This is a genomic window from Streptomyces sp. NPDC086766 (assembly GCF_044746005.1).
Lineage (GTDB): Bacteria > Actinomycetota > Actinomycetes > Streptomycetales > Streptomycetaceae > Streptomyces.
Map to the genome: position 1 here is coordinate 172,826 of NZ_JBIVBI010000014.1, position 12,512 is coordinate 185,337.

General features: G+C 72.9%; 10 protein-coding genes. 6 read left to right on the forward strand and 4 right to left on the reverse strand.

Annotated features, from left to right (window positions below):
* Window positions 1–3: 3 nt before the first annotated feature.
* Genes ACIPM1_RS24960 through ACIPM1_RS24970 form a run of 3 tightly spaced genes read right to left on the reverse strand, consistent with a single transcriptional unit; the run spans window position 4 to window position 2,500 of the window.
* Entirely contained in the window at window positions 4–1,146 is a 1,143-nt protein-coding gene (locus ACIPM1_RS24960; protein ID WP_402438256.1) for an NAD(P)/FAD-dependent oxidoreductase, read from the reverse strand.
* Complete coding sequence (locus ACIPM1_RS24965; RefSeq protein WP_402438259.1) at window positions 1,143–1,331, reverse strand: ferredoxin; 189 nt, start codon at window positions 1,329–1,331, stop codon at window positions 1,143–1,145. Before ACIPM1_RS24965 ends, ACIPM1_RS24960 begins: the two co-directional genes overlap by 4 nt.
* Window positions 1,328–2,500, reverse strand: coding sequence for a cytochrome P450 (locus ACIPM1_RS24970; protein ID WP_402438262.1), 1,173 nt, complete (start codon window positions 2,498–2,500; stop codon window positions 1,328–1,330). Before ACIPM1_RS24970 ends, ACIPM1_RS24965 begins: the two co-directional genes overlap by 4 nt.
* A gap of 207 nt (window positions 2,501–2,707) precedes the next feature.
* Here ACIPM1_RS24970 and ACIPM1_RS24975 point away from each other — a divergent pair, with 207 nt between their 5' ends.
* From ACIPM1_RS24975 to ACIPM1_RS25000, 6 genes are read left to right on the forward strand one after another with little or no spacing between them, the layout of a single operon-like run.
* Complete coding sequence (locus ACIPM1_RS24975) at window positions 2,708–3,682, forward strand: phosphotriesterase (RefSeq protein ID WP_402438265.1); 975 nt, start codon at window positions 2,708–2,710, stop codon at window positions 3,680–3,682.
* Window positions 3,683–3,733: 51 nt separating this feature from the next.
* Window positions 3,734–4,687: a phosphotriesterase gene (locus tag ACIPM1_RS24980; protein WP_402438268.1), complete on the forward strand. Its 954-nt coding sequence runs from the start codon at window positions 3,734–3,736 to the stop codon at window positions 4,685–4,687.
* 11 nt (window positions 4,688–4,698) lie between these two features.
* On the forward strand, window positions 4,699–5,829 hold the full coding sequence (locus ACIPM1_RS24985) for an FAD-dependent oxidoreductase (RefSeq protein ID WP_402438270.1): 1,131 nt from the start codon (window positions 4,699–4,701) through the stop codon (window positions 5,827–5,829).
* A 3-nt stretch (window positions 5,830–5,832) separates the two neighbouring features.
* A complete protein-coding gene (locus tag ACIPM1_RS24990) occupies window positions 5,833–6,756 on the forward strand; it encodes an alpha/beta hydrolase (protein WP_402438273.1) in 924 nt (307 codons plus the stop codon).
* Between the two features lie 37 nt (window positions 6,757–6,793).
* Window positions 6,794–7,735, forward strand: a complete 942-nt coding sequence (locus ACIPM1_RS24995; protein WP_402438276.1) for an MBL fold metallo-hydrolase — start codon at window positions 6,794–6,796, stop codon at window positions 7,733–7,735.
* 18 nt (window positions 7,736–7,753) lie between these two features.
* Window positions 7,754–9,535, forward strand: coding sequence for a CocE/NonD family hydrolase (locus tag ACIPM1_RS25000; RefSeq protein WP_402438279.1), 1,782 nt, complete (start codon window positions 7,754–7,756; stop codon window positions 9,533–9,535).
* A 171-nt stretch (window positions 9,536–9,706) separates the two neighbouring features.
* Here the strand turns inward: ACIPM1_RS25000 and ACIPM1_RS25005 are convergent, their stop codons facing one another.
* Window positions 9,707–12,376, reverse strand: a complete 2,670-nt coding sequence (locus ACIPM1_RS25005) for a LuxR C-terminal-related transcriptional regulator (RefSeq protein WP_402438281.1) — start codon at window positions 12,374–12,376, stop codon at window positions 9,707–9,709.
* Between the last annotated feature and the right edge of the window lie 136 nt (window positions 12,377–12,512).

Here is a 12,512-nt window from a genome sequence, read left to right on the forward strand (position 1 = left end):
ACCCTACGCGGCGGCCCGGGTCAGACGCCGCAGCCGGGGGATCGGGATCCGGTAGTCGAGCGCCGCGGCCACCCCGGTGCCGTCGTCGTGCGACCAGCGCATCAGCGCCGGCCCGCCGCCGGGCCCGCCGTCGACGTACGACGGTTCCCCGTCCAGCGGCAGGTCGCCGACCACCTTCAGGCTCAGCCCGAACTGCTCGGTCCAGAAGTACGTCTGGAACCGCAGCGGCGGCGCCTCGTCGCCGCGCACGAGTGCCCTCGCGGCGACCTTCGCCTGCTCGATCGCGCTGCTCCACAGGGGGACGCGGCGCGGCCCGCGCGGCGTGGGGAAGGCCGCGAGGTCGCCCACGGCGGCGATGTCGGGGCGGACCAGCCCCCGCGAGTCGACCGGGACGACGCCCTTCGCCGTGAGTCCCGTGTCCGCGAGCCACTCGGTGTTGGGCACGTCGCCGACCGCGGTCAGGAGGATGTCCGCCTGGAGGACCGTGCCGTCGTCGAGGACGACCCGGGCGTCCCCCTCGTGCCCCTCGAGCCGTGCCGACCCCGTCTCGACGACGGTGAGGCCGAGGTCCAGCGCGGCCCCGACGAAGACGCCGGCGAGGTACGGACCGAGCTGAAGGGTCAGCGGCACCCCCTGGGAGACGAGGGTGACCCGGCAGCCGGCGGCCAGGCACCCCGAGGCGATCTCCATGCCGAGCGGGCCCCCGCCCACCACGACCACCGACGGCCGTCCCGCCAGTCGGCTGCGCAGGGACAGCGCGTCATCCAGCCCACGCAGGGTGAACTCCTCGGGAAGGCCGGACAATCGCCGCGCCCGGGAACCGGTGGCGACCACGAGGCGGTCGTACGGCAGAGCCGTACCGTCGTCGAGGGCGACGAGCCGGCGGTCGGGATCGAGCCCGGTCGCGCGCACGCCCAGCAGCTCCGTCGCCCCGTGGCCGGCCGGCGGAAGCACGTGCGGCGACATGCCGTCGCCGTCGAGCAGCAGCGCCTTCGACAGGGCCGGGCGGCTGTACGCCGGGTGCGGTTCGTCGCTGACGACGGTCAGCTCGCCGTCGAAGCCGGCCTCCCGGAGCGTGTCGGCCGCGGTGAGCCCGGCGATCCCGTTGCCCACGACGACGACCCGGTTCGGCGCGCCCCCGCTCATACGACCCTCAGCGCCGCGACCGGGCACACGCGGGCCGCGGCCTTCGCCAGGGCGGCGTCGGCCTCGCCGACCTCCTCGCGGTCGAGCACGAGCTCGCCCTCGTCGTCGAGGTGCATGAGCCGCGGGGCGGCCTCCTCGCACAGGCCGTGGCCCTCGCAGCGGGGGCGGTCGAGAACGATCCTCATGCGGGGATCACCTCCAGGACGGGGAGCTTTTCGATGCTCCGGGTGATGTTGGCGGGGACACGGACCTCGGGTCCGACGACCAGGCGCTTGACGCGCCGGGACAGTGCTTCGATCACGGCGTGGGCCTCCAGGCGGGCGAGTCCCTGGCCGGCGCAGCCGTGCGGGCCGTAGCCGAACGAGAGATGGTCGACCGGGTTGCGCTCGACGAGGAAGGCATCCGGGTTCTCGTAGTGCCGGGGGTCGCGGTTTCCGGCTCCGAGCAGGACCGCGGTCTGCGAGCCCGCCGGGACGACGGTCCCGTCGACGTCGACGTCCCGGGTGGCCCGTCGGCCCCAGGCGTTGACGGGGGGCCAGAAGCGCAGCACCTCGTTGAACGCCGCCGGTACCAGCGACGGGTCCGCGCGGACCAGGTCGAGCTGCTCGGGGTGCGCCGCGAAGAGGGCGACGATGTTGCCGATCGCCGCCACGGTGGTGTCGACCCCCGCGCCGAGGTACTGGTGGATGATGTGGCCGGCCGTGCCCGGCGGGACCGCGCCGCGCGCCTCGGCGTCGAAGATGCCGCGGCCGACGGACCCTTCGGCCAGGTCGGCGGCCTCGACCTGGGAGCACCAGCCGTAGAGCTCACCGGCGATCGGGAAACTCTCGGCCGTGCGCCGGTTCATCGGACCGAGGACCTGCATGGCGGCCTGGCCCCAGCGCAGCATGTTGTCGCGGACGTGGCCGGTGAAACCGATCAGGTCCGCGACGACCTCCAGCGGGAAGGCGCGGGCGAGGGCGTCGACGGCCTCGAAGGAGCCCCTCTCGACGAGCTCGGCGACGAGGGCGTCCGCCTTCGCCTCGATCCGGACCTTGAGGCCGCGCAGCGCGCGCGGCGAGAGGTTCTCGGTGAGGGTGGCGCGCAGCTGGGTGTGCGCCGGCGGGTCGGACGCGAGCGAGGTGCCGGTGAGCGCCTCGTTGGCCATCGGATTGAACGCGATCGAGGTCGAGGAGAACGACTCCCAGTCCGCGAGCGCGTCCCGGACGACGTCGTACCGCGTCAGGACGTACACGTCGTTCTTCCGCAGATGGACGACGGGGCCCTGGTCCCGCAGTTCGGCGTAGACAGGGTAGGGGTCGAGGGCGACCTCGTCGGCGAAGAGGTCGATGTCGGAGACGGGCGGCGTGGTCATGCCGCCAGTGAAGGGCCCGGTCTCCCATTCGGCAAGTGAATGATGCGCATGCCGATACATGCACCCGGTTCATGAATGCTTCGACTGCTACTCTCAGTGCATAAATTTTTCTCACCGTTCGTTTCATTGACGTCATGTAAAGCGAATGGCTAACGTGACGGCGACGACAGGGTGCTGTGCACCCCATCCCGGACACGTGAGGCAGGCATGAGCGGCAAGAGCACCACCGTGAACACCGTCCTGGGCCCGGTGCCGGCCGGGGAACTGGGCGTCGTGTCGGTCCACGAGTCCCTGCTGTCGGTGGTTCCGGGCGCGGAGTACGCCTTCGACATCACCATCGACCGCGCCGAGGTCTTCGAGACCCTCGCCGCCAAGCTCAAGGACTTCCGCGCCCACGGCGGCGGCACGATCGTCGACAGCACCGGCATGTTCCACGGCCGGGACGTCCGGCTGTACGAGACCCTCTCCCGCGCGACCGGCGTCCACATCGTCGCCTCGACGGGCCAGGGCCCGGAGGAGATGCTCGGCGGCTACTTCCTCACGCCGCAGACCAACCCGCCCACGCCGTGGCCCGCGGAGAAGTTCGCCGATCTCTTCACCAAGGAGGTCACCGAGGGCATGGTGGTCCCCCGTGTGGAGCGCCGCGGCGCCGCCGGCCTGGTGGCCACCACCGCGACCGCCGAAGGCATGACGGCGACCGACGAGAGCCTGTTCCGCGGTGCGGCGCGGACGGCCCTGCGCACCGGCGTCGCCGTCTCCATCCGCTACGGGAGCGACGCCGTCCACGACCTCGGCATCGTCCTGGACGAGAAGCTGCCGGCCGACCGCGTCGTCGTCGGCGGACTCGACCGCAGGGACGCCGTCGCCGCCGGCACGCCCCACGAGATCGCCCGCCTGGGCGCCTACGTCGCGGTCGACCACGTCGGCACGGAGGACGAGGCGCACCTCACCGACGCCGAGCGCGCCGCCCTGGTCGCCGGCCTCGTACGGGACGGCTTCGGCGACCGGATCCTGCTCTCGTGCAACGCGACCGGCGTGGCGAAGGGCCACCCCGCGGACGACCGGCCGTACAGCCACGTCCTGACCACCTTCGTCCCGCTCCTGAGGGCACAGGGCCTCAGCGACGAGGACGTACAGCGGATTCTCGTGGAGAACCCGCGCCGCCTGCTGTCGGTGCGCTGAGCGCGCCCGACGCGAACGCCCATCAAGTTCTCTTCGTCGAAGGTGAGTTCCGTGTCGCGAGTGAATACCGTCCTGGGGCCGGTGCCGACCGAGGAGCTGGGGCTCGTGGCCGTCCACGAGCACATCGGCTACGGCATGCCCGGCTCCGAGCTGGACACGAAGTGGTGGAAGACCCCCGAGCAGCGGTACGAGGAGACCGTCCCGAAGCTGCGCGCCTTCCACGAGTACGGCGGCGGCACCTTCGTCGACGCGACCGGGATCTGCAACGGCCGCGACGTCGACCACTACAGGTCGCTGTCCGCGAAGACCGGCGTCCACATCGTCGCCTGCACCGGCTTCGTCGGCGGCGACACCGCCCTGCCGCACTTCGCCCGGGCCGACGTGGACTACCTGACCCGGCAGTTCGTCCACGAGATCACCGTCGGCATCGGCGGCACCGGCGGCCTCGCCGGGGTCATCAAGGTCGGCGTGAGCCGCGGCGGCCGTATGACGGAGCTGGACAAGCGCATCTACCGCGCCGCGGCCCGGGCCTCGCTCACCACCGGCGTGCCGATCCTGACCCACCTCGCGATCGACGCCGAGAACGCGATCGCCGTCTTCGCCGAGGAGGGCCTGCCCCTGCACCGCGTCCTGTTCGGTCACGTCGACGACGGCGTGAACGCCGACAGGACGCGGGACGTCTGGATCGCGGAGCAGGGCGGCCGCATCGGCTTCGACACCTTCGGCTACGAGACGGAGCTGCCGGACCCGCCGTTCTGGGCCCGCCCCCGCAAGGAGCGGCTGGACCACTTCCTGAGGTTCATCGGCGAAGGCCGGCTGAAGCAGGTCCTCGCGTCCGCCGACGCCAACTGCAGCCCGCTGGGCTGGCCGGGGGTGAAGGGACACACCGTCAACTACATCTTCGAGGACCTCATCCCGGACCTCCGCGCCGCGGGCCTCGACGAGGCCGCCATCGAGACGATCTTCGTCGACAACCCGGCCGACTTCCTGACCATCCAGAAGTAGAGAGAACCACCATGCAGCTCTCCGACCTGAAGAACCTGAGGATCGCCGTCGTCGGCGCGGGATACGGCGGCGCGGCGGCGGCCAAGGCCCTGAGCCTGCTCGGCGCCACCGTCGACGTCTACGAGCAGGCGAACCGGATCCGGGAGGTCGGTGCCGGCATCGGCCTGCGCCCGGCCACCATGAACCGGTTCCGCGAGTGGGGCATCTTCGACGCGATCGCGGAGGTGAGCTCGCCCAGCGAGTACTTCGAGATCCTCACGGCCACCGCCGAACCGATCATGAAGGAGGCGTGGCCGGCCGCCGGCGAGCAGACCCGCACCCATCTGATCCACCGCGGGGACTTCATCGACGCGCTCCTGGGCGTGCTCCCCGAGGACATGGTGCACCTCGGCCACAGGCTGGAGACCGTCCGGGACGAGGGCGACAGCGCCGTCCTCACCTTCGCGGGCGGCAAGACCGTCGAGGCCGACCTGGTCGTCGGCGCCGACGGCATCAAGTCGGCGGTGCGCCGTGAGCTGTTCGGCGACAAGGGCCCGGTGTTCTCGGGCGAACACGCCTACCGCGCCGTCATCTCCGTCGACGCCGCCCACGGGATGGTCGTCGACGACAACCTGCGGATGTACATCGGCGAGGGCACCAAGGTGTACCTGCTGCCGCTGCGCCACCGCGGCCAGGTGTCGTTCGACATCACCGCGCTGTGCCCGGACGGCACCTGGGCGCCGCAGGTCACCAAGGACGACCTGCTCGCCACGGTGGAGGGCTTCGACGACCGCCTCGTGAGCATCACGCGGGACCTCGACATGGACACCGTGAACATCCGCGCGGTCTACGACATCGACCCGGTCGGCACATGGCACTCGGACTCCGTCGTCCTCGTCGGCGACGCGGCCCACTCGATGCTGCACCACCAGGGCCAGGGCGCCAACTCGGCCATCGAGGACGCCGGCGCGCTCGCCGACGCCCTGCGGCGGGCGGACTCCCCGAAGGAGGCGCTGGCCCTGTACCAGGCCACCCGCAAGCCGGTCACCGACGAGTTGCAGCGCATCTCGCGCCAGGGCTGGACGGAGGACGAGATCAACGACGTCTTCCCCGGCCAGAAGCCCGCGGCCCAGCAGCCCGCGACCGCCGCCCCGAAGGAGTGACCCATGCCGCTGCACCCTGAGATCGCCGAGGTCCTCGCCGGCCTGCCCGCCCCGGACGGGGGCCCGCTCGACCCGGCCGCCCTGCGCGCCGCGGAGGAGGCGCAGGTGCCGCCCCTTGCGGAGCGCCTGCCACTCCACAAGGTCGAGGACGTGACCGCGCGGACGGCGTCGGGCGAGGTACCGGTGCGGATCTACACGCCCGCCGCGGCCGACGGCTACGGCCTGCTGGTCTACTTCCACGGCGGCGCGTTCTTCCTCGGCAGCCTGGAGACGCACGACCACGTCGCGCGTTCCCTGGCCGAGGAGACGGGGCTCAAGGTCGTCTCCGTCGGCTACCGCCTGGCGCCCGAGGCCGCCTTCCCGGCCGGCCTCGACGACTGCCACGCGGTCGTGCGCTGGGCCGCCGAGGAGGGTGAGAGCCTCGCCTGGGACGGCACCACCCTCGCCCTCGCCGGCGACAGCTCCGGCGGCGCCTTCGTCGCCGCGGTCGCGGCCAAGGCGCACGACGAGGGCTTCCACCGGATCACGCACCAGGTCCTCTACTACCCCTCGCTCGACCTGGACTTCGACGTCGACCGCTATGCCTCGCTGCGGGAGAACGCCGTGGGCTACGGCCTGGAGACGGCCGCGCTGAAGCCCTTCAACGCCTTCTACCTCGCCGGCGGCGCCGATCCCGCCGACCCCCTCGTCTCGCCGATCAAGCGGGCGGACCTCACCGGGCTGCCGCCGGCCCTCGTCGTCACCGGGGAGTACGACCCGCTGCGCGACGAGGGCGAACTCTACGGCCGTCGCCTGCGCGAGGCCGGTGTGGAGGCGACGGTGAGCCGGTACGAGGGCGCGGGCCACGGATTCGTCCAGCACTTCTCCTGGATCCCGGAGTACCACCGGGTCTTCGCGGAGACGCGCGACTTCCTCGACCGGCGCTGACCCGGCCCCCCCACGCATGAGTTCGGAAACCCAAGCCATGACACACCCGGTCAACGTCCATCCCCTGGTCTCGCCCTGGGGCCGCTTCGGTCTCTACAGCTTCTTCATCGACGCCCCACAGCCCGCCGTCGTCGACACCGGGATCGCCTCCTCGCCCGTCGAGGGGATGGCTCCCGCGCTCGAGGCGATCGGCCGCCGTATCGAGGACGTGCGCTGGATCCTGCTGACTCACGGTCACATCGACCACATCGGCGGGGCGTACGCCCTGTGGGAACTCACCGGCCGGCGTGCCCAGGTGGTGATCCACGAGGCCGACGCGCCGATGCTGCGCTCGCGGCGGGCCCATGTGGAGGAGTACCTCGCGGGACGGGGCCGCTACCTGGGCGATCCCGAGGGCGAGGCGAAGGTGACCGCCGCCGCGGACGCCGTCATCTCCGGCGAGATGGAGCCCTCCGCGCTGCTCAAGGGCGGCGAGACCATCTCCCTGGGCGGCGACGTCACCGTCTCGGTGCACTCGCTCCCGGGCCACACACCCGGATCGGTCGCCTACGTCGTCGACGGGCAGCGCTCGGTGTTCGTCGGCGACGCCGTGCAGGTCCACGGAGCCGCCAACGGCTTCCCCGGCTACACGGACCCGGTCGCCTACCGCACCGGCCTGGAGTACCTGCGTGACGAGGTCCGTCCGCGGCACCTGTACCTGGGCCACCCGTACCGCCGCGCCGACGGCACGCCGTACGGCGTGGAACTCGACGCCGTACAGGCCCAGGAGGCCCTCGCCCAGAGCCTCGCCGCCGAGGGCCGGGTCGCCGCGGCCGCCCACGGCTGCCTGGAGGCCGGCCTGCGGGAGACGGGCTCGCCGTACTCCCCGTTCGCCCCGGTCGCCGAGGAGCTCGGCTATTCCGGCGACCCCACGCTCGAGCCGTCGCCGTTCTTCACCTCCCTGCACGGCTACCGAGCGCAGCACGACCAGACTCTGTAGTACAGGAGCTTCGCACTCATGACCGACCTTCGTACGATCCTGGCCGGCGAGCAGACCATCGCCGTCCGCAAGGACCTGCGGGTACCCATGCGGGACGGCGTGGAACTCGCGGCGGACGCCTACCACGGCGTGGACGACACCCCGCGGCCCGCCCTGATCGCGATGAGCGCCTACGGCAAGGAACTGCAGGCCCTCGCCCTCACCACGCCGCCGCAGCGCCGGCCCAGCCCGATGTGGGACGGCTGCATCGAGGCCGGTGACATCGCGCGCGTCGTCCGTGAGGGCTACGTCCACGTCATCGGCGACATGCGCGGCACCGGTGATTCCGGCGGCGTCATGATCGGCAACTACAACGCCGGCGGGGTCCCCCAGGGGCAGGACCTGTACGACCTCATCGAGTGGGTCGCCGGGCAGCCGTGGTGCGACGGCAACGTCGGCATGATCGGCATCTCCTACTTCGGCTCCATGCAGGTGCTCGCCGCCGCCGAGCGTCCGCCGCACCTCAAGGCGATCTTCGTCAGCGGAGGTCACTTCGACTTCTACGAGACCACGTACCACGGCGGCGTCATGTGGTTCATGCCGCGTGCCGCCCGTGAGGGCCGCGGCGGCGACTCCGGCATCGCGCACACCGAGGTCAAGTCCCGTATGCGGGAGGTGTATGCGCCCGAGGAGCTGGACAAGCTCGTGAACGAGCGGCTGCAGGACCCGGACGTGGCGGCCTGGCCGAACCTCGTGCACGTGCTCAAGTACCCGAAGAACCGCGAGTTCTGGTTCGACATCGTGATGAACCCCCTCGACGGCGACTGGTACGAGGAGCGCAACCCGATCACACTGGCCGGGAACATCGACATCCCGGTCTACCTGCAGATCGACCAGGGCCGCGGCTGGACGCTGGACGGCCACATCGAGCTGTTCGACGCTCTGAAGGGCCCGAAGAAGCTGGACATCGGCTCCTACCCGCCGATGCAGTCGCGCCCCTGGATCGAGGAGCACGACAAGATGTTCCGCTGGTACGAGTACTGGCTCAAGGGCATCGACAACGGCGTCATGGACGAGCCCGCCGTGAGCGTGTTCGTGGAGGGCTCGCGCGAGGTGGTCACCGCGGCGCAGTGGCCGCCGAAGGAGACCGTGTACCGGTCGCTCTACCTGCGCCCGCGGCACAGGCTCTCGTTCGAGCCCGAGTTCATGGGCGCCGAACACGCCGCTCCCGACGGCTTCTACCAGGCACCGCTCACCGTCACCGACACGGTGGAGGTGCTGAAGTGGAGCACCGAGCCGTTCGAGGAGCCCACCGAGCTGATCGGCACCGGTGCGGCGCACCTGTTCGCCGAACTCGACCAGGACGACACCAACTTCATCCTCCGCCTGTGGGACGAGGCTCCCGGCGGCGGCCGACAGCTCATCACCACCGGCTACCTCAAGGCCTCCCACCGGGAGCTGGACGAGGAGCGCACCACCGAGGGCAACCCCTACCACCCGCACACCCGCGCGGTGCCGGTGGAGCCCGGGACGATCGAGGAGTACGTGCTGCGGCTGTACCCGTTCGCCGCCACCTTCCGCCCGGGCCACCGCCTGGTGGCGGAGTTGTCGAACGACGAGCCGATGGCCGACGCGCACAACGCGCTGCTGCCGCCGGACGCCTTCCACCTGCCGGTGGGCCGCCCGGTCACCCACAAGATCTACCGCGACGCCGCGCACCCCTCCCGGCTCGTCCTGCCGTTCACGACGGCCACGACTCGAGCGGCGACGGGGCCGGGCCCCGCGCGCCGCCCCGAAGGAGACCGGTCCGGCGCCTCCTGAGGGGCCGATTCGACGGCGGCCGGGGGCGCCGCGCCCCCGGCCGCCGGCCCTGGGTGGGCGGCGGGCTGCAGCACCGCGTGGGGGGTGGGGGGCCGGCGCTGCAACCGGGGCCGATACTGCCGCGAGCGCGGCTCCCGGACCATCCGGGGGCCGGAGTTCACGGATACGCAATCAACGAGCGGCCGCCTCCAGGGCGTGGGCGAGCTGCTGCCGGGAGTGCACACCGATCTTCTGGAGCGCCCGGGCGACGTGCTGCTCGACGGTGCGCGGCGACAGGTGCAGCGTGCCGGCTATCTCCCGGTTGGACATGCCCGCGGCGGCGAGTTCCGCGACCTCCGCCTCCCGGGGCGAGAGGACATCGCCGTACCGGGGGCGGCCGGGCGGGCGGCGTTCCCCGGCGGGCTGGTGACGGCGCAGGTCGGCGCGGGTGCGGGCGGCGTCCCAGCTGGCGCCGAGCGAGTCGAAGACCGTGGCGCGGTCGGTGAGCGCGGCGACGGCGGAGCCGCTGTCGTCTCCCAGGGCCAGGGCGCAGCGGGCGGCCAGCGCGGAGGTGAGCGCCTCGTGGTACGGCCGGGGCAGCGCCCGGTACGCGGCGGCGCTCCTCTCGTAGTAAGTGGAAGCCTCGGCCGTCCTCCCCGTGTGCTCGGCCAGGACGCCGCGGGTCCAGACGAGCGCGGCCTCGGCCGACGGCGCGTCACGGCCCTCCAGCCCGGCGGCGAACTCGTCGGTCATCGCGCTCGCGGTGGAGACGTCGCCGGCCCGCAGGGTCGCTTCCACCGCCCAGGGGGCGAGTTCCGCGGCCCAGGCCCACAGGCCCTTGGCGCGCAGCCGTGTCCACGCGGCGGCCGCCTCGGCGGCCGCACCGGCGATGTCGTCGTGGGCCAGGGCGAGTCTGACCAGGGCACCGGACACGGTCGCCGAGATCGGTACCGGGCCGGTGTCGAGGTCGGCCGCCTCGGGCCCGGTCAAGTGGGTGAGCGTGCCGGCCCATTCGCCGCGGGACAGGGCGAGCAGGCCGAGGACCATCCGGGCGTCGGAGGCGAGGTAGGGCATGTCGCCGGCCTCGTCGACGAACGCGCGGCACCGGTCGGCGAGGCCGGACCAGCGGCCGGTCGCCCAGTCCAGGACGAGGGCGCAGCCGCGGCCGGTGTGCTCGGCGTAGACGGCGCCGCTGCGCGCGGCCAGTTCGACGCCCTCGGCGAGCAGGGCGCGCGACTTCTCGTAGTGGCCGAGCCACACCACCGCGTCCGCCGCGTTGCACAGGCCGCGGGCGGTCTGCTGCCGGCAGCCGACGAGGTCGCTGTCGCGGGGCAGTCGCTCGACGAGCTGCCAGGCGGCCGGGTCCCCGCCGTTGAGCAGGACGCTCACGTGGTTCGCGGCGACGGCCGCCCGGACCACCGGGTCCTTCGACTCGTCCGCGACGGCCACGGCACGTTTGCTCCAGACGATGTTCTCGGCGAAGGACGCGTCCGGCCCGTACGGCATCGCCAGCGCCGACATGGCCCGGGCCAGCGGCACCGGCCGGCCCGCCAACTCGTCTACCGCGCGGACGAGTTCGTCGTGCCCCTCGATGACGAGGCCCATCTGGTTGCACTGCAGGAGCCCGAGGTCCAGCCGGATCTCACCGCGCACGGCCGGAGGGAGGTTGGGGTCGGCCACGATGTGCCGGAGGACCTTCAGCGTCTGGTCGGAGCGCAGGCCCACCACGGCACAGCGGGCCAGCAGCGTGGCGAGCCGGGAACGGGCCTGCTCGGGAACCGGGGCGGTCGCCAGCGCCGACTCCAGAAGGCCCACGGCACGCTGCTGCTCGCCGGCGTCCTCGTACTGCTGGGCGGCGCGTTCGACGGCGTGCAGCCAGCCCCGTTCGTCGCCGCAGGCACGGCGGTGTCCGGCCACGCGCTCCCAGGGGACGGGCTGGCGCCGGGCGAGCAGGCGCGCGGCCCGCCCGTGCAGCGCCTCGCGGGCGGGACCGGGCGCCGCGCGGCGGGCGGCGGAGGCGGCGAGCGGTGAGGCGAAGCCGTACCGGCCGTCCCCGTGCTCTTCCAGCGCCGCGGTCCGCAGGGCCGCGACCAGGGCGTCGTGGCCCGCCCGGCCGGTGAGGCCCGAGACGACGGCGAGGTCGCGTGCCGTGGCGGGCTCGTCCAGGACGGCGGCGGCGAAGACGATCCGCCGGTGCTCCTCGGGCACGGCGGCGATACGCCGAAGAACCAGGGCGTCGAGGCGGGGAGGGGCGTCCAGCCGGCCGGGGTCCGCGGGGAGCGGCCGGCCGTCGGCGGGGGAGTCCGCGACCAGCCGGTCGAGCAGGTCCGCCACGGTCTGCGCGACACCCCCGGCGGCGCGGTGCAGGGCCTCGGCCAGACCGGCCGGGCAACGGTCCGCGCCGAGCGCGTCCTCGGCCATCCGGCGCACCGCGGTGACGTCGAGCGGCCCGAGAACGTGCCGTACCACGGTCAGTTCGGCCGGGAACTCGGTGTCGGGCCCCAGCACCAGCCCCGGTTCGGCGAGTTCCTCGGGGCGGTAGCTCAGGACGCACGCGAGGTGGGCGGGCGGGTCGGCGAGCAGCGCGCGCAGTCCGGCGGTCCCGGCGGCCGCCGCGCGGTGCACGTCCTCGACGACGAGCAGCAGGGGGCCGTGCCGGGGCAGCGGCCCGTCGGGGGCCGTCCGGTGCACGGACTCGCCCCGGACCGCGGCGAGTCGGCGCAGCAGACGGCTCTTGCCGGTTCCCGCGGGCCCCTCGACCAGGAGGAGCACGGGCCGGCCGGCGCCGTCCGGGTCAAGGGCGGAAACGAGCCGTCGCAGCAGTGCGGCCTCGGCTTCGTCCGCTCTTGCGGCCTCCGGCATGGTTCGTCACCCCGACTTCGCACAGACAACCTCGTTGTTTGCGTATCCGTACTCAGTCTGCCCTGATTGCCGTGCGCTCGGGGCGGCGGGCACGGTGAAATCCGTGAGGCCCCGCGGTCCGCAGGGACCGGCGGGG

Bases quoted from the DNA above. Each gene is read 5' to 3' on its own strand.
- ACIPM1_RS24960 (WP_402438256.1), bottom strand. From the start codon at position 1,146: ATGAGCGGGGGCGCGCCGAACCGGGTCGTCGTCGTGGGCAACGGGATC.
- ACIPM1_RS24965 (WP_402438259.1), bottom strand. From the start codon at position 1,331: ATGAGGATCGTTCTCGACCGCCCCCGCTGCGAGGGCCACGGCCTGTGC.
- ACIPM1_RS24970 (WP_402438262.1), bottom strand. From the start codon at position 2,500: ATGACCACGCCGCCCGTCTCCGACATCGACCTCTTCGCCGACGAGGTC.
- ACIPM1_RS24975 (WP_402438265.1), top strand. From the start codon at position 2,708: ATGAGCGGCAAGAGCACCACCGTGAACACCGTCCTGGGCCCGGTGCCG.
- ACIPM1_RS24985 (WP_402438270.1), top strand. From the start codon at position 4,699: ATGCAGCTCTCCGACCTGAAGAACCTGAGGATCGCCGTCGTCGGCGCG.
- ACIPM1_RS24990 (WP_402438273.1), top strand. From the start codon at position 5,833: ATGCCGCTGCACCCTGAGATCGCCGAGGTCCTCGCCGGCCTGCCCGCC.
- ACIPM1_RS24995 (WP_402438276.1), top strand. From the start codon at position 6,794: ATGACACACCCGGTCAACGTCCATCCCCTGGTCTCGCCCTGGGGCCGC.
- ACIPM1_RS25000 (WP_402438279.1), top strand. From the start codon at position 7,754: ATGACCGACCTTCGTACGATCCTGGCCGGCGAGCAGACCATCGCCGTC.
- ACIPM1_RS25005 (WP_402438281.1), bottom strand. From the start codon at position 12,376: ATGCCGGAGGCCGCAAGAGCGGACGAAGCCGAGGCCGCACTGCTGCGA.